Annotated in this window: 18 protein-coding genes, 1 other RNA gene and 1 pseudogene; 12 read left to right on the top strand and 8 right to left on the bottom strand. The window is 58.9% G+C overall.

Features of this window, described 5'->3' with window-relative positions; genetic code table 11:
* The first annotated feature begins 371 nt into the window (after positions 1–371).
* Genes AC6H42_RS20580 through AC6H42_RS20565 form a run of 4 tightly spaced genes read left to right on the top strand, consistent with a single transcriptional unit; the run spans position 372 to position 2,666 of the window.
* Positions 372–1,040, top strand: coding sequence for a hypothetical protein (locus AC6H42_RS20580; protein ID WP_497548831.1), 669 nt, complete (start codon positions 372–374; stop codon positions 1,038–1,040).
* Entirely contained in the window at positions 1,033–1,437 is a 405-nt protein-coding gene (locus AC6H42_RS20575) for a hypothetical protein (protein ID WP_497548830.1), read from the top strand. The genes AC6H42_RS20580 and AC6H42_RS20575 overlap by 8 nt, the downstream gene beginning before the upstream one ends.
* Before the next feature lie 42 nt (positions 1,438–1,479).
* On the top strand, positions 1,480–2,238 hold the full coding sequence (locus tag AC6H42_RS20570) for a hypothetical protein (RefSeq protein WP_497548829.1): 759 nt from the start codon (positions 1,480–1,482) through the stop codon (positions 2,236–2,238).
* 29 nt (positions 2,239–2,267) lie between these two features.
* Positions 2,268–2,666, top strand: a complete 399-nt coding sequence (locus tag AC6H42_RS20565; RefSeq protein WP_497548828.1) for a DUF6602 domain-containing protein — start codon at positions 2,268–2,270, stop codon at positions 2,664–2,666.
* Between the two features lie 306 nt (positions 2,667–2,972).
* Here the strand turns inward: AC6H42_RS20565 and AC6H42_RS20560 are convergent.
* From AC6H42_RS20560 to AC6H42_RS20525, 8 genes and pseudogenes are all read right to left on the bottom strand, one after another.
* Positions 2,973–3,302 (bottom strand): annotated as a pseudogene (locus tag AC6H42_RS20560) (helix-turn-helix domain-containing protein); the annotation flags it as partial.
* A 100-nt stretch (positions 3,303–3,402) separates the two neighbouring features.
* Positions 3,403–3,636, bottom strand: coding sequence for a hypothetical protein (locus tag AC6H42_RS20555; RefSeq protein WP_497548827.1), 234 nt, complete (start codon positions 3,634–3,636; stop codon positions 3,403–3,405).
* A gap of 142 nt (positions 3,637–3,778) precedes the next feature.
* Positions 3,779–4,138, bottom strand: a transfer-messenger RNA (tmRNA) gene (ssrA, locus tag AC6H42_RS20550).
* Positions 4,139–4,376: 238 nt separating this feature from the next.
* Positions 4,377–5,333, bottom strand: coding sequence for a hypothetical protein (locus tag AC6H42_RS20545; protein ID WP_057158918.1), 957 nt, complete (start codon positions 5,331–5,333; stop codon positions 4,377–4,379).
* Between the two features lie 86 nt (positions 5,334–5,419).
* Complete coding sequence (locus AC6H42_RS20540) at positions 5,420–6,127, bottom strand: HAD family hydrolase (RefSeq protein ID WP_057158917.1); 708 nt, start codon at positions 6,125–6,127, stop codon at positions 5,420–5,422.
* Between the two features lie 47 nt (positions 6,128–6,174).
* Positions 6,175–6,870 (bottom strand): bifunctional 2-polyprenyl-6-hydroxyphenol methylase/3-demethylubiquinol 3-O-methyltransferase UbiG, encoded by a 696-nt coding sequence (gene ubiG / locus AC6H42_RS20535; protein ID WP_057158916.1) that lies wholly within the window; start codon positions 6,868–6,870, stop codon positions 6,175–6,177.
* A 125-nt stretch (positions 6,871–6,995) separates the two neighbouring features.
* Complete coding sequence (gene ompA / locus AC6H42_RS20530; RefSeq protein WP_057158915.1) at positions 6,996–7,712, bottom strand: outer membrane protein OmpA; 717 nt, start codon at positions 7,710–7,712, stop codon at positions 6,996–6,998.
* Entirely contained in the window at positions 7,709–8,158 is a 450-nt protein-coding gene (locus AC6H42_RS20525) for a hypothetical protein (protein WP_162249958.1), read from the bottom strand. Before AC6H42_RS20525 ends, ompA begins: the two co-directional genes overlap by 4 nt.
* Here AC6H42_RS20525 and gyrA point away from each other — a divergent pair.
* From gyrA to cmk, 8 genes are all read left to right on the top strand, one after another.
* Positions 8,128–10,797, top strand: a complete 2,670-nt coding sequence (gene gyrA, locus AC6H42_RS20520) for a DNA gyrase subunit A (RefSeq protein ID WP_057158914.1) — start codon at positions 8,128–8,130, stop codon at positions 10,795–10,797. The genes AC6H42_RS20525 and gyrA overlap by 31 nt on opposite strands.
* A gap of 118 nt (positions 10,798–10,915) precedes the next feature.
* Positions 10,916–11,476: a DUF2059 domain-containing protein gene (locus AC6H42_RS20515; protein WP_497548826.1), complete on the top strand. Its 561-nt coding sequence runs from the start codon at positions 10,916–10,918 to the stop codon at positions 11,474–11,476.
* Between the two features lie 10 nt (positions 11,477–11,486).
* The gene (gene serC, locus AC6H42_RS20510) at positions 11,487–12,569 is read left to right on the top strand and encodes a 3-phosphoserine/phosphohydroxythreonine transaminase (RefSeq protein ID WP_057158912.1); all 1,083 of its coding nucleotides are present in this window, start codon (positions 11,487–11,489) and stop codon (positions 12,567–12,569) included.
* 24 nt (positions 12,570–12,593) lie between these two features.
* Positions 12,594–13,667: a prephenate dehydratase gene (pheA, locus tag AC6H42_RS20505; RefSeq protein ID WP_057158911.1), complete on the top strand. Its 1,074-nt coding sequence runs from the start codon at positions 12,594–12,596 to the stop codon at positions 13,665–13,667.
* Between the two features lie 36 nt (positions 13,668–13,703).
* A complete protein-coding gene (hisC, locus tag AC6H42_RS20500) occupies positions 13,704–14,831 on the top strand; it encodes a histidinol-phosphate transaminase (RefSeq protein ID WP_057158910.1) in 1,128 nt (375 codons plus the stop codon).
* On the top strand, positions 14,824–15,723 hold the full coding sequence (locus AC6H42_RS20495; RefSeq protein ID WP_057158909.1) for a prephenate dehydrogenase: 900 nt from the start codon (positions 14,824–14,826) through the stop codon (positions 15,721–15,723). Before hisC ends, AC6H42_RS20495 begins: the two co-directional genes overlap by 8 nt.
* A 46-nt stretch (positions 15,724–15,769) precedes the next feature.
* Positions 15,770–17,104, top strand: coding sequence for a 3-phosphoshikimate 1-carboxyvinyltransferase (gene aroA, locus AC6H42_RS20490; protein WP_497548825.1), 1,335 nt, complete (start codon positions 15,770–15,772; stop codon positions 17,102–17,104).
* 2 nt (positions 17,105–17,106) lie between these two features.
* Entirely contained in the window at positions 17,107–17,775 is a 669-nt protein-coding gene (cmk, locus tag AC6H42_RS20485) for a (d)CMP kinase (RefSeq protein ID WP_497548824.1), read from the top strand.
* Position 17,776 lies beyond the last annotated feature (1 nt).

Here is a 17,776-nt window from a genome sequence, read left to right as displayed (position 1 = left end):
CGTCCGCCGGGGCGGACGCGGATCCGATTCCGCTGGCTGCGCTACCGAACAAATAAAATGGGCCCCAAGCTTGCGCTTGGGGCCCATTTTATTTGTTCGGTGGTGGAGACGGCGGGAGTTGACCCGTTGACACCATAACGCCTACAAATCCTTGATTTTTCTCACTTTTTCTTCTGCGATGGTTTCGATGTGAACCACCAAAGTGAACCACCTAAAAGATGGTTTGCGAGTGTATATTGTAGCATAGATGCCGTGCTGAAATTTTTGTGTTTTTGACACTTTCTTGCAAGCTATGACTCTACCGAACTAGAGTTCACATGGGGTCTACTAATTTCCATGTAAAAATCTATAGAACCATATTGGAGATAAGCATGACAGGAATCGTAGTGGAAGATTTTCTGAAAAACATAAAAGAAGAAAAGAAAAAAGCAAGAATAAATCGTTGCTTGCAGTCTCTTCAAAAAAGAGTGAATTACTCAGTCATTTTGTTTAGTGATTTTGAAGAAAGCTCAACAAAACTCGCACTGCTAAAAGAAAGGCTCGGCAATAAGCTTGATGAACATTTCACATCAAGAGATCTCTACGAAACATATGCCTTCTCTTTTATCTCGAACTCTCATGCAATGATTGATAGTTTAGGCTTTGCGATATTTTTAATTTTTGATAATTTAAAATTCAAAAACGAAGATGGGGAAGTTGTAGAAATAGCTGAAGACAGAGTTACGTTAAATGGGACTCTCGCAGAAGCAATTACCTTCACTTACCCACAACATGAAAAATTCGCAACAGAACTATCTGCATTCCTTCGAGATAAAGGCTACAGGTTATTGAAAAAAATCTCAAACATGCAGAAGCATCAATACTTACCTCTTATACACAACGATTATAGTAAATTGTGCATAGAAATAAGCTCATCAAAAAATAAAAAAACAGACTTGAACGAGTTCATGAAAACGATTCACAATGATACAGTCTTAAAACTTTTTGATTTATATAAAATGTTGGAGGAAATAAGCGGGGATTCCACTGCCAATGTCTGAGATAAAAGAGACTCTTGATTGTGGTGGCTCGCTAATTGTTCATTATAACGGTTGGTCAGTCGTGTATTACATTCCTGGACCTGATAGAAGATACAACGGAACTCTTTTCACGATAGATGGAAAGGATATGGTTCTGTACATATCTATCTTGCAGAAGAATTTTGAGGAATATGAACGATTGAAAGGGCTGTTGACTGATGCGGAAAACTTCAGCAAGCATCTTGATATGGGAATGGAAATCAGAATTAATAGAAAGAACCCTAATTTTAATGGATTGTATCTTGGTTCGCACAAACAACCAATCTCCACGAAATTCCAATTGGATAAAGTAGTCAGCACTTATTCTAAAGCTATTGGAAGAGCCGAAAACTTGCAAGAAGTAATGAGAGCTATGTGAAAAAGCCACCACAAGGTGGGTTTTTAATATTAAAGGTAGAGCATGACTTCTAGAATTTACTGTCTTATCAAATTCTTCGAAAAAGAGGAATGGGCTGATGATTTCTTGAAAGGAAATCTGTATTGCAATACCCTAAAATTTTTTAGAAATTTAGAGCAAGGTTCAGATGGTAGAGGTGATCCGCTTGAAGGAGTTGCCGCACTTATACAGCCTAAAGGTAAGATTCTTAAACTAACCCCTGTAAAAGGTGGGGACTCAATTGTACTGAAAGAAAGCGATTTTTCAGGTCCTATTACAGTTCATACAGATGAAAATTTATCTCACAATATATTTTGCATGTATGCGATTTATATTAGTGATAAGTTTCAAGAATTTTCTGATGAAGAGCTTGATGATGACGAGCTACAAAAAAGAATTGATTCTGTAAATGAGCGAATGAAGCTGCATGAGGAATGCTTTGAAATGGGGGAGTATGCAGTTTTGATTTACGCTGTCGAACCATTTATGAATGCACTCAAAAATTACGAAAGCGAACATGGTATTGGAATTAATAAGCGACTTGTAAGCTATTATGATCATGAGTCCTTTGATGGCAGCTTTGAAGCTGATAAAGCTATCTTTTTCAAGCAGAAGAGATTTGAACACCAAAAAGAGTATAGAATTGCGTTCAAATCATCAAATGATGCACCGTTTGTATTGAGGATTGGAAGCATGGAAAGCTATGCTAAGAAGATGACTTCGGAGCAAATCCGAGAAATTGAAGTGAAAGTTTTATCAACTAATCAGATTTCTCAGGAATAATAGTAAATTCTGCCAATATTTAAAATATTATGCCAACTATCACCGATCTCTATAAGATTCAATTGCAACAGCTAGAGGCTACTTTAGCTGAATCTGAGCTACTTCTCCAAAGAGAAGGTGGTTTAGATGGCGAACTTAAAACAAGCGGATCACTTTGTGAACAATTCATTCGCAATATTCTTGAGCGCTATATAGTTCCAGGGCAATTCAAAGTTACAAGTGGATATGTAGCAACCCCTGACCTCCTCATTAATAATAAAAATTTGCCTCAATGTGATATTCTGATTGCTGATGTTTCTGCACCGCCATTGCTGAAACTGGCGGATTCTAAAATTGAAGTCCTTCCCATTGAAGTTGTTACAGGTGTAATAGAAGCAAAACGAACTTTAAATAGAAAATCATTAGCCAATGCTCTTGCGCACATTTAACAAATTGTTGACTCTACAGGGCAATCAGCTGATTTCAAAACTGATCAAAATCTCAATGGTTTCAATAAAAATGTAGGATTCCATAATCACTCTAGCACTAAACCCCTGTTGGGAATCATTGCTATGAAGTCAGACTTCAAAAATTTCGGTGAAGAGGTATCTAATGCAATTACAGAAGCTAACAGCTTGGTTGATTTTGTGTGGACATTGGACGGGTTCGCGGTAACTCCAAGTTTTGTTGAACTTCAAACAAATCAGCTTTTACATTGTTCGTTTGCTGGCCGGATTGACCCTCTCAGTTTGACCCTCCCTCCAGGTCCTCGCGAACGCCGCGACCCTGTCGTAAGACCCCTCGAATCCCAATTCCTTCAAGTCCTCATGGATCTGTTTCAGCGTACGCCGCTGTTTGCGTGATCGCGCCGCCTCGGTCTTCAGGAGCGCAGAAAGCTGGAAAGCGTATTTGTCGATGGCGCGGGTAGAGCGCCGCTCAGAGTAGGCTGGCTCAATGGTTTCCGATCGCAGATAGCGTCGGACCGTGTTTCTAGAGATGCCCAAACGCCTGGCGATCTCTCTCAAAGGGACCTGGTCGCGAATGTGCCAGCGTCGAATAATGCCTAGTAATGCCACGTCGATCACTCCAATTCCCCACTCAATGTCATGAGCAGGATTGTGTCTTATACGTGGGTCAGTTTCGTGTGCAAATTATGCGCTGAAGTGGGTCAGATTTAGCTGCAAATCAACAGGTCAAGCCATTTTCATTAACAGCGATCTCGAATTTTTTAATTTTGCTCATTGTGGTGCCACTCTCAGCCATTTTTGCAATCAGCCTGATAGCAAGTTGTTTCGCTTGTACAGGGTCTTTGGTGCGTAAGCTTACCCTTTTGGAAACTTGCTTTCCATTACTTTTTTCGGTAACACGGAAGTAGAACACTCCAAGAGGGGAGTGCCAAAGGTGAGATGCGATTTTCATAGTAGTGGGTCGGGTGATCCACTAGGGTGATCCACTATGAATTTGCAACCGCAGAATAGGAAAAGGCTCTTAGTCTTTTTTATCATAAATCCTTTAAAATCAAGGACTTACAACTGAAAAACCAAGAGCCTTTAGGTGTTGGTGGTGGAGACGGCGGGAATCGAACCCGCGTCCGCAAGCACTCTACAGACAGTTCTACATACTTAGCACTATCATTTAATTTAACCGGTACGGCACGGATGTGCACGTTACGTACCAGCGATTCACCTTAGATTTAGCGCTACTTCAAGTGACCCGTTATAGCGCGATTCCCTGTAAATGACTCCTCAGCTTTTAACGGCCCGCCCCAGGGAAGAAGCGTTGAGGAGCTAACAGCAATTAAGCTGCCAGTGCGTACGAGTTATCGTTTGCAGTTATTGATTTCTGGGTGTATTTACGAGGTAACCAGGCCTCGGTATGCCCTGTTCTGCTTTGCAACCCACGTCGAAGCCAGGTCGTCCCCACAGACTTACTATTGTACTCCATTCCTTGACCTCGTGTATCACGCTTTGCCGGCCGTTGCGAACAGTGTCTGGCGAGCAATCACGGAGGCAAAAAACTTTCCTTGTTGCATCGCTAAAGGTGTCTCTCGGAAAACTCGGGCAGGCTCAGTACTCAATGCGCGAGCTTGACGGGGGAACTTATGGGATGGTTTGTTGTCAATATCTGGTTGCCGATTTCAATGCCGACTGACCCGGGTGTCACACCTTGCCCGGCACCCGGAACACCGGCTCGGTTCCCTTGAAAGTGACTTCGAACAGGTGCCGGTCGGACACTTTTACCATGTCCGAGAACAGGTTCTGGAACGCGTCCGGCGCTTCCAAGCCGAGGTCCACTTGCAGGCGCTGCAGCATGTGCGCCTGGTATAGCGCTGCCACGCGCGCTTCGCGGGCCTGCACTTCGCGCGGACTGCGCATTTTCTCGTCGTCTTTCTCGAAGTACTTGATGAGTATGCACTCGAGCAGGTCCATCTGGTCCTTGAGCATCAGGTCGTGCAACTCGTCCGAGGCGCCGTCGGTCACTACCGGCGCGCCGGTGCTGAAGTCCATGCGCTGGATCAGCAGGAAGTTGTCATTGTCCGGGCCGCTGTTGTCGCAAGCGCGGTTGACGCCGCTGATGCGGCCTTTGATCAGGCGCCCGGCCGGGTCGCGCGTCTGCCCCACGTAGTGCACTTTGGTCGGGTAGTCGTGCTTGGTGTTGAAATTCTGCAGCAGGTCGTGGATCGAGTAGGTTTCGATCATCGAACCCCAGTTCAGCGTGATGAAACGCTCGAAGACCTGCACCGTGGGCTTCTTTAAGGTGGCGTCCTCCGGCGTGTTGAGCTCGATGGTCAGCGCGTCGCGCTTCTGGTCGGCGCCCACCAGGATGGGAATGCTCAGCTTCAGGCCGAAAAAGCCCCAGCTGGTCGAGCGCGACGTGTCGAAACGCAGCTTGGGACGGCTCACCAGCATGTACATCAGCCGCTTTTCCATGGTCGCTTCCACCGCGAACTGCATGCGGCGCAGGTAGCGGCCCAGCGGATCGCGGAAGTCGGGGATGGGCGGGAAATCCGTCAGCAGGTCGTACCAGTAAAACTTGGATTCGGACACCGTCACATCCCAGCTCTGCGGCGTATGGCTGCGCGCAGCGGCGTCGGCGATTAGTTCATCGCTAGTCATGTGCGTACTCCGGCTTTCATCGTGTTTGATTTCCCGTTTATCTTACTGGGAGAATTTCCGTACGGCAATGGTCGTGTGACAATCTATCAGGCTGCCAGCGCGTTTCCGGCGCGCGCAGCCAACACTGTTTGCACAAGCTGCAACAAAGATTGCGGCGTCGGCAATAAATAGTCGGCGTTCCAGGCGGCCGGTTCGGTGGCGCCGCAATAGCCCCAGGCGCAAGCCACGGTGGCCATGCCGGCGGCCTGGCCGGCCTGGATGTCGCGCAGGTCGTCGCCCACGTACCAGCACGCTTCCGGCGGCAGGCCGAGGCGGCGCGCCGCTTCCAGCAGCGGGGCCGGGTGCGGCTTGGCATGCGCGGTGGTGTCGCCGGAAATGACGCAGCCGGCGTGCGCCAGGCCGATCAGCGGCAGCAGCGGGTCGGTAAAGCGGGCTGGCTTGTTGGTGACGATGCCCCAGGCCACGCCGGCCGCTTCCAGTCCGGCCAGCAGCGCCGGCACGCCGTCGAACAGCGTGCTGTGCACCGCGATGGCGGCCTCGTAGTTGTCGAAGAATCCATGCTTGAGCTCGTCAAAGCCGGCGTCCTGCGGCGTCAGCCCGAAGGACGCGCCTATCATGCCGCGCGCGCCGGCCGACGCGGTGGGACGCAGCAGTTCGTAGGGCGTGGCTTCCAGGCCGCGCGCGCTGCGCAGCAGGTTGACGGCGGCAGCCAGGTCGGGCGCGGTGTCGGCCAGCGTGCCGTCCAGGTCGAACAGCACGGCGCGCGGGGCGGGCAAGGGGGCAGGATGGCTCATGAAGGGGATGGTGAGAGGGCGGCCGCAGCCGCCGTTAAGAGGGAGAGTCAGTCGGTGCGGCTGGTGGCCACCATGTAATTGACGCTGGTGTCGTCGTTCAGCGAGTAGATCTTGCTGAGCGGGTTGTAGCCCAGGCCCTTCAGGCCGTTCACCTGCAGCCCGGCGCTGCGCACATATTGCGACAGTTCGGCCGGCGTGATGAACTTGGCGTAGTCGTGGGTGCCGCGCGGCAGCATGCGCAGCACGTACTCGGCGCCGATCACGGCAAACAGGTAGGACTTGGGATTGCGGTTCAGCGTGGAAAAGAATACGTGGCCGCCCGGTTTCACCAGCGTGGCGGCGGCGCGCACGATGGCGGCCGGATCGGGCACGTGCTCCAGCATTTCCATGCAGGTCACCACGTCGTACTGGCCGGCTTCCTGCGCGGCCATCTCTTCGGCGGCGATCAGTTTGTAGCGCACCTGCACGCCGCTTTCCAGGCTGTGCAGGTCGGCCACCTTGAGCGCCTTCTCGGACAGGTCGATGCCGGTCACCTTGGCGCCCTTGCGCGCCATCGATTCGGCCAGGATGCCGCCGCCGCAGCCGATGTCGATCACGTTCTTGCCCGCCAGCGGGGCGCGCGCGTTGATCCACTCCAGGCGCAGCGGGTTGATTTCGTGCAGGGGACGGAATTCGGACGTGGGATCCCACCAGCGGTGGGCCAGTTCGCTAAATTTTTGGATTTCTAGAGGGTCGGCATTCATATCCGCATGATAGCGGGATTTTGCCTGGCGCCAAAGCGTGTGCGTAACAAAAAGCATGCGAAGAGCGCGCAAAAAAAGCCGCCCGGCGTGAACCGGGCGGCTTGAGCGATGTTGCTATCTACGAATTACTTGCTGCGGGTGCCCACCACTTCGATTTCCACGCGGCGGTTTTTAGCGCGGCCGGCGGCGGTCTTGTTGTCGTCCACTGGCTGCTTCTCGCCTTTGCCTTCGGTGTACACGCGGTTCGCTTCCACGCCTTTGGAGACCAGGTAGGCTTTGACGGCTTCCGAACGCTTGATCGACAGCTTCTGGTTGTATTCATCGGTGCCCACGGAGTCGGTGTGACCCACGGCGATGATGACTTCCAGGTTGATGGCGCCCAGTTTCGAGCTCAGGTCGTCCAGCTTGGCTTTGCCTTCAGGCTTCAGCACGGCTTTGTCGAAGTCGAAGAAGGCGTCCGCTGCGAAGCTGACTTTTTCCGAGGTTGGCGCTGGCGCCGGGGCTGGCGCGGGCGTGGCGGCTGGCGCCGGGGCTGGTGCTGGGGCCACTGGTGGCGGCGGTGCGACGCACTTGCCGTTTTCCAGTTTTTCCGGTTCTACGCAGATCGGCAGATCGCAGCCTGGCACGGCGTCAGCCGGGGTCCAGTAGCCGGTGCGCCAGCACAGGCCGAACGGATCACGCGCGATCACGCCGCGTGCATCTTGCACGTAGGCGCTCTTGGGCGTGGCTGCTTTGATGTCCTGGGTCACTGGGGCGAAAGGCGGGGTGGTTGGCTGCTGGGCCATGGCGGAACCAGCGATCACTGCCGACGCAGCAAAAATCGATGCAACATATTTATTCATATTTTTTCTTCCTTTCGGGGTGATATCCGCAGAAAAACTGCGCGACGTTGGTACGTGGGCCGCATCCTACCATACGCCCCTATGTCGCGCCGGTTCCCGATTGCGAAACAAGCAATTAACTTCTCGTCCATTTTGCCATAGGCATCGGAACGGAATACGAACAGCGCAAACTGAATCCGGGCCGCAATCGACCAAAATGTTGTTTTTGCGCAACGTCGGGCGAAATAATAACGTTTCATTATTTCCGCTCCATGACATGCGGCGGCGCGGGCTGGCAGCGGGCCGGCGGCGGAATTGCGCAGCAGCCATGGCGCGCATGCTAAAATCGTACGCTTGTCTGCGGACAGCGGGTTAATCACGGTCAGCGTGCGTAACAGATAAGTCAACCTCAGTAAAGAACAGACGAAACCCACCCATGGATCAATTCGCAAAAGAAACAATCCCAATTTCCCTCGAAGAAGAGATGCGCAAGAGCTACCTCGATTACGCCATGAGCGTGATCGTGGGCCGTGCCTTGCCGGATGCGCGCGACGGCCTGAAGCCGGTACACCGCCGCGTCCTGTTCGGGATGCACGAACTGAATAATGTCTGGAACCGCCCCTACGTCAAATGCGCGCGCGTGGTCGGTGAAGTCATGGGCAAATACCACCCGCACGGCGACGCCTCGATTTACGACACGCTGGTGCGCATGGCGCAGGATTTCTCGCTGCGCTACATGCTGGTCGACGGCCAGGGCAACTTCGGTTCGGTCGACGGCGACAACGCGGCAGCGATGCGTTACACCGAGTGCCGCCTGGACAAGATCGCCGGCGAAATGCTGGCCGACATCGACAAGGACACGGTCGATTTCGCACCGAACTACGACGGCAAGGAAAAAGAGCCGACCGTCCTGCCGACCCGCATCCCCAACCTGCTGATCAACGGTTCGTCCGGTATCGCGGTGGGCATGGCCACCAACATCCCGCCGCACAACCTGACCGAAGTGATCAACGGCGCGCTGCACGTGCTGCGCAACCCGGATTGCTCGATCGACGAGCTGATCGAACTGATCCCGGCGCCGGACTTCCCGACCGCCGGCATCATCTACGGCGTGTCCGGCGTGCGCGACGGCTACCGCACCGGCCGCGGCCGCGTGGTGATGCGCGCCAAGACCCACTATGAAGAGTACGGCAAGGACGGCGGCCGCACCGCCATCATCGTCGACGAGCTGCCGTACCAGGTCAACAAGAAGTCGCTGCTCGAACGCATCGCCGAAAACGTGCGCGACAAGAAACTGGAAGGCATTTCCGACATCCGCGACGAATCCGACAAGTCGGGCATGCGCGTGGTCATCGAGCTGAAACGCGGCGAAGTGCCGGAAGTGGTGCTGAACAATCTGTACAAGCAGACCCAGCTGCAAGACACCTTCGGCATGAACATGGTGGCGCTGGTCGACGGCCAGCCCAAGCTGCTGAACCTGAAAGAGATGCTGCAGTGCTTCCTGTCGCACCGCCGCGAAGTGGTCACGCGCCGCACCGTGTTCGAGCTGCGCAAGGCGCGCGAGCGCGGCCACGTGCTGGAAGGCCTGGCCGTGGCGCTGGCCAATATCGACGACTTCATCGCCATCATCAAGGCCGCGCCGACGCCGCCGGTGGCGAAAACGGCCCTGATGGAGCGCGGCTGGGATTCGTCCATCGTGCGCGAAATGCTGGCCCGCACCGGCGACGAAGGCCAGGCCGGCATCGAGGCGTTCCGCCCCGAGCACCTGCCGAAGCACTACGGCCTGCAGCCGGACGGCCTGTACAAGCTGTCCGAAGACCAGGCGCAGGAAATCCTGCAAATGCGCCTGCAGCGCCTGACCGGCCTGGAACAGGACAAGATCGTCAACGAGTACAAGGACGTGATGGCGCTGATCGCCGACCTGCTGGACATCCTGTCCAAGCCGTCCCGCGTGACCACCATCATCACCGACGAGATGACCGCCGCGCAGCTGGAATACGGCAGCAAGGACGAGCGCCGCTCCACCATCGAGCACAACGCCACCGACCTGGGCACGGAAGACCTGATCACGCCGCAGGACATGGTGGTGACCCTGTCGCACCTGGGCTACATGAAGTCGCAGCCGATCTCCGAATACCGCGCGCAAAAGCGCGGCGGGCGCGGCAAGCAGGCCATGGCCACCAAGGACGAGGACTGGATCGACCAGCTGTTCATCGCCAACACGCACGACTACATCCTGTGCTTCTCCAACCGTGGCCGCATGTACTGGCTGAAGGTGTGGGAAGTGCCGCAAGGCTCGCGCAACTCGCGCGGCAAGCCTATCGTGAACATGTTCCCGCTGCAGGACGACGAGAAGATCACCGTGGTGCTGCCGCTGTCGGGCGAAAACCGCACCTTCCCGGAAGACCACTACGTGTTCATGTCCACCAGCCTGGGCACCGTGAAGAAAACCCCGCTGAAGGACTTCAGCAACCCGCGCAAGGCCGGCATCATCGCGGTCGACCTGGACGAGGGCGACTTCCTGATCGGCGCCGCGCTGACCGACGGCCAGCACGACGTGATGCTGTTCTCCGACGCCGGCAAGGCGGTGCGCTTCGACGAGAACGACGTGCGTCCGATGGGCCGCACCGCGCGCGGCGTGCGCGGCATGAACCTGGAAGAGGGCCAGAACGTGATCGCCCTGCTGGTGGCCGAGAACGAGCAGCAGTCCGTGCTGACGGCCACCGAGAACGGCTTCGGCAAGCGTACCCCGATCACCGAGTACACCCGCCACGGGCGCGGCACCAAGGGCATGATCGCCATCCAGACTTCCGAGCGCAACGGCCGCGTGGTTGCCGCCACGCTGGTTGAACCGACCGACGAGATCATGCTGATCACCACCGGCGGCGTGCTGATCCGCACGCGGGTGGCGGAGATCCGCGAGATGGGCCGCGCCACGCAAGGCGTGACCCTGATCGCGGTGGAAGACGGCACCAAGCTGTCCGGCCTGCAGCGCATCGTGGAAACCGATATCGACGAGGTGGAACTGGAGCCGTCCGGCGGCGCGCTTGCCTCGCCGGACACGCCGGACGCGACCCCGGATGCTTCGGAATCGGCGCCGGAGTAAGCAGCAGCGTAGGGCGGGTGAGGCGCAAGCCGTAACCCGCCACAGCGGGGGCAGTGTCGTGTACGCAGAATAATGCGACAATGACATTGCCCCCGTTTTACATTTCAAAAGGAAACCTGTGAAGAAAATCGTTGCACTGTTGGCCGCCGCCCTGGCGTTTTCCTGCGTTCCTGCCGCTGCGCAGGGTATCGCGCCCAGCGGCGCGGCCACGGCCGAGTCCACCGCCGCAGCCAGGCAGCTGATGGACGCGATCAACGCGCGCAGCCTGATGCAGGCGTCGATGCAGCAAGCGGCGGCGCAGCTGCCGAGCATGATGCAGGCCATGACGGCGTCGATGGTGGAAAGCAAGGGCAAGGGGCTGAGCGCCGCCGACAAGAAGGCGATGCAGGCCGAGATCGAAAAAGCCGTCCCCGGCATGATGGCCTCCATGCAGAAGCTGTTCAACGATCCGGCCATGCTGGATGAGCTGGAGCGCGAAACCACCGCCATCTACGCGCGCAACTACAGCGTCGATGAGATGCGCCAGCTGCTGGCCTTCTACCGCAGCCCGATCGGCGCCAAGATGCTGTCGACCATGCCCAAGGTAATGCAGGAATCCATGGTGGCGAGCCAGAAGATCATCATGCCGCGCATCGGCAAGATGGTCGAGGACATGACGGCCAACATCGTAAAAAAATAAGGAAAGAGACGTGACGAATATCTACAATTTCTCCGCCGGCCCAGCCGTATTGCCGAAAGAAGTGCTGGCCCAGGCCGCCGCTGAAATGCTGGACTGGAACGGCAGTGGAATGTCCGTCATGGAAATGAGCCACCGCGGTCCGGAATTCATCTCCATCTACCGCGCGGCCGAGCGCGACCTGCGCGAGCTGCTGGCGGTGCCGGACAACTACAAGATCCTGTTCATGCAGGGCGGCGGCCTGTCGCAGAACGCCGTCATCCCGATGAACCTGGTCGGCAGCAGCGACGCCACCATCGATTTCGTGCAGACCGGTTCCTGGTCCAGCAAGTCCATCAAGGAAGCGGCGCGCTACGCCAGGGTGAACGTGGCCGCCAGCGCCAAGGACAACAACTACACCTTCGTGCCGCCGCAGGCCGAATGGAAGCTGACGCCGGGCGCGGCCTATCTGCACCTGTGCACCAACGAGACCATCGACGGCGTGGAGATCGATTTCGTGCCCACCGCACAGGGCGACACCACTGTGGTGGCCGACATGTCCTCGCACATCCTGTCGCGCCCCGTGGACGTGTCCAAGTACGGCCTGATCTTCGGCGGCGCGCAGAAAAACATCGGCCCGGCCGGCGTTACCGTGGTGATCGTGCGCGACGACCTGATCGGCAAAGCCTTGCCGTTCTGCCCGTCCGCGTTCGACTTCAAGAACGTGGCCGACAACGAATCGATGTACAACACGCCGCCCACCTACGGCATCTACATCGCCGGCCTGGTGTTCCAGTGGCTCAAGCGCCAGGGCGGCGTGGCCGAGATGGAACGCCGCAACATGGAAAAAGCAGCGCTGCTGTACGCCGCGCTCGATGCGGACGACTTCTACCAGAATCGCGTCCTGCCGCCATACCGTTCGCGCATGAACGTACCGTTCTACCTGCGCGACGAAAGCAAGAACGAAGCATTCCTGGCCGGCGCCAAAGCGCGCGGCCTGTTGCAGCTGAAGGGCCACAAGTCCGTCGGCGGCATGCGTGCATCCATTTATAACGCCATGCCTATCGAGGGCGTGCAAGCCCTCGTCGATTACTTGAACGAATTCGCCGGCCGCTGAGCGCTGGCCCCTGAGGCAACCTTCATGAACGATAAACTGAAACCCCTGCGCGAGCAGATCGACGCGATCGACGCGCAGATCCTCGCATTGTTGAACCAGCGCGCCAAGGTGGCGCAGGAAGTGGGCCACGTCAAGGCCGAGACCAACGCGCCGGTGTTCCGGCCCGAACGCGAAGCCCAGGTGCTGCGCGGCGTGGCCGACCGCAACCCCGGCCCCATGGTCGCCACCGACGTGCAGACCATCTTCCGCGAAATCATGTCGGCCTGCCGCGCGCTGGAAAAGCGCGTCACCGTGGCCTACCTCGGCCCGGTGGGCACCTTCAGCGAGCAGGCCGTGTACCAGCAGTTCGGCAGCGCCGTCGAAGGCCTGCCGTGCGCCTCCATCGACGAAGTGTTCCGCGCCACCGAGGCCGGCACCGCCGATTTCGGCGTGGTGCCGGTGGAGAATTCATCCGAAGGCGCCATCAACCGCACGCTGGACCTGATGCTGGGCACCACCACCCTGATCAGCGGCGAAGTGGCCATCGCGGTGCACCACAGCCTGATGACCAAGACCGGCAATATGGACGGCGTGCAGGTGATCTGCGCCCATTCGCAGGCGCTGGCGCAGTGCCAGGTGTGGCTGAACCAGAACTACCCCAACATCGAGCGCCGCGCGGTGGCCTCCAACGCCGAAGCGGCGCGCATGGCGGGCGACGACGCCAGCGTGGCGGCCATCGCCAGCGAAATGGCCGGCACGCAGTACAAGCTGGGCGTGGTCAAGGGCCACATCCAGGACGACCCGCACAACCGCACCCGTTTCGCCGTCATCGGCCACCTGCAAACGCTGCCGTCCGGCAAGGACCACACCTCGCTGGTGCTGGCCGTGCCGAACAAGGCCGGCGCCGTGTACCAGCTGCTGGCGCCGCTGGCCAAGCACGGCGTGTCGATGACGCGCTTCGAATCCCGCCCGGCCCGCATCGGCACCTGGGAGTACTACTTCTACGTCGACGTGGACGGCCATGTGAACGACGCGGCCGTCGCACAGGCCCTGGCGGAACTGAAAGACCAGGCCGCATTCTTCAAGGTGCTGGGTTCCTACCCGGTGAGTCTCACCTGACCTTTGACCTGACCTTTACCTAACTCGAGAATTACTATGTCCAAGAATTTCGGTCCAGAATACGTCCGCGCCATCGCCCCCTACCAGGCCGGCAAACCCATTTCCGAAGTGGCGCGCGAGTTCGGCCTCGACGAGGCGTCCATCGTCAAGCTGGCCTCCAATGAGAACCCGTTCGGCGTGCCGGAATCGGCCAAGGCAGCCATGGCCGCCGCTGCGGCGGACCTGGGCCGCTACCCGGACGCCAACGGCTTCGAACTGAAGGCCGCGCTGTCCGAGCGCTACGACGTGCCGGCCGACTGGATCACGCTGGGCAACGGCAGCAACGACATCCTGGAAATCGCCGCCCACGCCTTCGTGGAAAAGGGCCAGGCCATCGTCTACTCGCAGTATTCGTTCGCGGTGTACGCGCTGGCCACGCAAGGCCTGGGCGCGCGCGCCATCGTGGTGCCGGCCAAGGACTACGGCCACGACCTGGACGCCATGGCCGCCGCCATCGACGCCGCAGCTGACGATGTGCGCCTGGTCTTCATCGCCAACCCGAACAACCCGACCGGCACCTTCATCGGCGCGGCCGAGATCGAATCCTTCCTGAAGAAGGTCCCGGCCAACGTGGTGGTGGTGCTGGACGAGGCCTACAACGAATACCTGTCTCCGGAAAACCAGTACGAGTCGGCGGCGTGGGTCAAGCAGTACCCGAACCTGCTGGTCTCGCGCACCTTCTCCAAGGCCTACGGCCTGGCGGGCCTGCGCGTGGGCTTCGCCATCGCCCAGCCGGCGCTGACGGACCTGATGAACCGCATCCGCCAGCCCTTCAACGTGAACTCGCTGGCGCAGGCCGCCGCCATTGCCGCGCTCAACGACAAGAGCTTCCTGGAGCAGGGCGCGCGCAACAACGCCGCCGGCTACCAGCAGTTCGTGGAAGCGTTCGAGCAGATGGGCCTGGAGTACGTGCCTTCCTACGGCAACTTCGTGCTGGTGAAAGTGGGCAAGGACCTGGCCGCCGGCGCGCGCGTCAACCTGGCGCTGCTCAAGCAGGGCGTGATCGTGCGCCCGGTCGGCAACTACGGCCTGCCGGAGTGGCTGCGCATCTCCATCGGCCTGCCGCAGGAAAACGCCATCCTGATCTCGGCTTTGCAGAAAGCGCTGGCGACGGACCGTGAATAAGGTAGTCATATTCGGCGTCGGCCTGATCGGCGGCTCGTTTGCGCGGGCGCTGAAGCAGGCCGGCGCCGCGCGCAGCGTCGTCGGCATGGACCGTTCGCCGGCCTCGCTGCAGCGGGCGCTGGAGCTGGGCATCATCGACGTGGCCGGCAGCGACATTGCCGGCGCCGTGCGGGACGCCGACCTGGTGCTGCTGGCCGCGCCGGTGGCGCAGACCGGCAACATCCTGGCGGCCCTGCTGCCGCACCTGGGCCCGCGTACCGTGGTCACCGACGCCGGCAGCACCAAGGGCGACGTGGCGGCCGCCGCGCGCGCCGCGCTGGGCGAGAAGCTGGGACGCTTCGTGCCCGGCCACCCCATCGCGGGCCGCGAAACCAATGGCCCGGACGCGGCCATTCCGAATCTGTATCAAGGCAAGAAAGTAGTGCTCACGCCGCTGGCCGAAAACGCCGAAGCGGACGTGGAGCTGGTGGCCGCCGCCTGGCGTGCCTGTGGCGCTGTGATCCATCGCCTCTCGCCGGAGGAACACGACAAGGTGTTCGCCGCCGTCAGCCATTTGCCCCATTTGCTGGCTTACGCACTGGTGGACGACATCGCCCACAAGCCGCACGCCGATTTGCTGTTCCAGTACGCCGCCAGCGGCTTTCGCGATTTCACGCGCATCGCCGGCTCGTCGCCGGAAATGTGGCGCGACATCAGCCTGGCCAACCAGGCCGCGCTGCTGACGGAACTGGACGCCTATCTGGCACAATTGACCACGCTGCGCGCGCAGCTTGCCGCCGGCGACGGCGCCGCCCTGGAGGCGGTGTACGGCAATGCCCGGCACGCGCGCGAGCGCTGGATCGCGACGATCGAGGCGGCCGAGGCGCCGCCCGCACAAGATAAAGCTGAATGACAAAGAGCTGAATGACAAAGCTGAATAAGCAAGCAAAAGGACTGGTATGACGCAGCACTATCCCGAACACATCGACCTGGCGCCGGTCGCCCACGCTGAAGGCGTGGTGCGCCTGCCGGGCTCGAAATCGATCTCCAACCGCATCCTGCTGCTGGCCGCGCTGGCCGAAGGCGAAACCCGCATCGGCGGCCTGCTGGCGTCCGACGACACGCACGTGATGCTGAACGCGCTGCGTTCGCTGGGCGTGAACTGGAGCGAGCAGCCCACCATGGACGGCTACCCCATGCACACCGTGCAGGGCGCCGGCGGCGACGCCGGCGTCACGCTGGCGCCATCGGCCGACCTGTTCATGGGCAACGCCGGCACCGCCATCCGCCCGCTGACGGCGGCCCTGGCCGTGATCGGCGGCGACTACACGCTGCACGGCGTGGCGCGCATGCACGAGCGCCCGATCGGCGACCTGGTGGACGCGCTGAACGCCATCGGCGCGCAGATCGAATACACCGGCAACCCCGGCTTCCCGCCACTGCACATCCGCAAGGGTAAGCTGGCGGCCCAGCGCCTGTCGGTGCGCGGCGACGTGTCCAGCCAGTTCCTGACCGCGCTGCTGATGGTGGCGCCGCTGATGGCGCAAGGCCAGGCCGTCACCATCGCCGTGGTGGGCGAGCTGATTTCCAAGCCCTACATCCAGATCACGCTGAACCTGATGCGCCGCTTCGGCGTGGCGGTGGAGCAGGACGGCTGGGCCGCGTTCACCGTGCAGGCCGGCCAGCGCTACCGGAGCCCGGGCCTGATCCACGTGGAAGGCGACGCTTCGTCGGCGTCCTACTTCCTGGCCGCCGGCGCCATCGGCGGCGGTCCGGTGCGCGTGGAAGGCGTGGGCCGCGACTCGATCCAGGGCGACGTGCGCTTTGCCGAAGCGCTGGAGCAGATGGGTGTGCAGATCACCATGGGCGACAACTGGATCGAGGCGAAGGGCAACGGCCCGCTGAAGGCGGTGGACATGGACTTCAACCACATCCCGGACGCCGCCATGACCATCGCCGTGGCCGCGCTGTACGCCGAAGGCACCACCACCTTGCGCAACATCGCCAGCTGGCGCGTAAAGGAAACCGACCGCATCGCCGCCATGGCCACCGAGCTGCGCAAGCTGGGCGCCGAGGTGGAAGAGGGCACCGACTACCTGAAGGTGACGCCGCCGGCCGCCATCGGCACGGCCGCCATCGACACCTACGACGACCACCGCATGGCCATGTGCTTCTCGCTGGCCTCGCTGGATGGCGCGTTGCGAAAAGGCAACAATGTGCGGATCAACGATCCCAAGTGCGTGGCCAAGACTTTCCCCGATTATTTCGCCGCCTTCGCGGCGATCGCCAAATAACTATGCCGACAACCCATATCCCTGTCATCACCATCGACGGCCCCACCGCATCCGGCAAGGGCACCGTCGCACACAAGGTCGCCGACCACCTCGGCTTCCACCTGCTGGACTCGGGCGCGCTCTACCGTTTGACCGCGCTGCAGGCGATCCGCCGCGACACCAGCCTGACCGACGAACATGCGCTGGCCAAGCTGGCCGAGCACCTGCACATCAGTTTTACCGGTGAGGCGGTGTTTTTGTCGCATGAAAACGTCACCGATGCGATCCGGCAGGAAGACGTGGGCAACACGGCATCGAAAATCGCGGCGTTGCCCGCTGTGCGCCAGGCGCTGTACAGCCTGCAGCTGGGCTTCCGCAAGACCCCGGGCCTGGTGGCGGACGGGCGCGACATGGGCACGGTGATCTTCCCGAGCGCCCAATTGAAGGTGTTTTTGACCGCCAGCGTGGAAGCGCGCGCCGAACGCCGATATAAGCAATTGATAGCTAAGGGATTTTCTGCTAATATGGAAGACCTCCTGATGGATTTGAAGGCAAGGGATGACCGGGATGCAAACCGGGCCATCGCGCCGCTGGTCCCCGCAGAGGGGGCGCATGTCCTCGATACCTCGCAGATGACCGTCGATGAGGCGGTTTCGCAGGTGTTGCAGTGGTATGCGGCCATCGGGAAATAGT

It is taken from the genome of Massilia sp. NBRC 108631 (assembly GCF_059704565.1).
The sequence above is the reverse complement of the archived record's forward strand: the minus strand, read 5'-3'. Positions and strand labels throughout refer to the sequence as shown.

Bases quoted from the DNA above. Each gene is read 5' to 3' on its own strand.
- AC6H42_RS20545 (WP_057158918.1), bottom strand. From the start codon at position 5,333: ATGACTAGCGATGAACTAATCGCCGACGCCGCTGCGCGCAGCCATACG.
- aroA (WP_497548825.1), top strand. From the start codon at position 15,770: ATGACGCAGCACTATCCCGAACACATCGACCTGGCGCCGGTCGCCCAC.
- AC6H42_RS20580 (WP_497548831.1), top strand. From the start codon at position 372: ATGACAGGAATCGTAGTGGAAGATTTTCTGAAAAACATAAAAGAAGAA.
- AC6H42_RS20565 (WP_497548828.1), top strand. From the start codon at position 2,268: ATGCCAACTATCACCGATCTCTATAAGATTCAATTGCAACAGCTAGAG.
- ubiG (WP_057158916.1), bottom strand. From the start codon at position 6,870: ATGAATGCCGACCCTCTAGAAATCCAAAAATTTAGCGAACTGGCCCAC.
- pheA (WP_057158911.1), top strand. From the start codon at position 12,594: ATGAACGATAAACTGAAACCCCTGCGCGAGCAGATCGACGCGATCGAC.
- AC6H42_RS20540 (WP_057158917.1), bottom strand. From the start codon at position 6,127: ATGAGCCATCCTGCCCCCTTGCCCGCCCCGCGCGCCGTGCTGTTCGAC.
- cmk (WP_497548824.1), top strand. From the start codon at position 17,107: ATGCCGACAACCCATATCCCTGTCATCACCATCGACGGCCCCACCGCA.
- AC6H42_RS20555 (WP_497548827.1), bottom strand. From the start codon at position 3,636: ATGAAAATCGCATCTCACCTTTGGCACTCCCCTCTTGGAGTGTTCTAC.
- ompA (WP_057158915.1), bottom strand. From the start codon at position 7,712: ATGAATAAATATGTTGCATCGATTTTTGCTGCGTCGGCAGTGATCGCT.
- hisC (WP_057158910.1), top strand. From the start codon at position 13,704: ATGTCCAAGAATTTCGGTCCAGAATACGTCCGCGCCATCGCCCCCTAC.
- AC6H42_RS20570 (WP_497548829.1), top strand. From the start codon at position 1,480: ATGACTTCTAGAATTTACTGTCTTATCAAATTCTTCGAAAAAGAGGAA.
- gyrA (WP_057158914.1), top strand. From the start codon at position 8,128: ATGGATCAATTCGCAAAAGAAACAATCCCAATTTCCCTCGAAGAAGAG.
- AC6H42_RS20575 (WP_497548830.1), top strand. From the start codon at position 1,033: ATGTCTGAGATAAAAGAGACTCTTGATTGTGGTGGCTCGCTAATTGTT.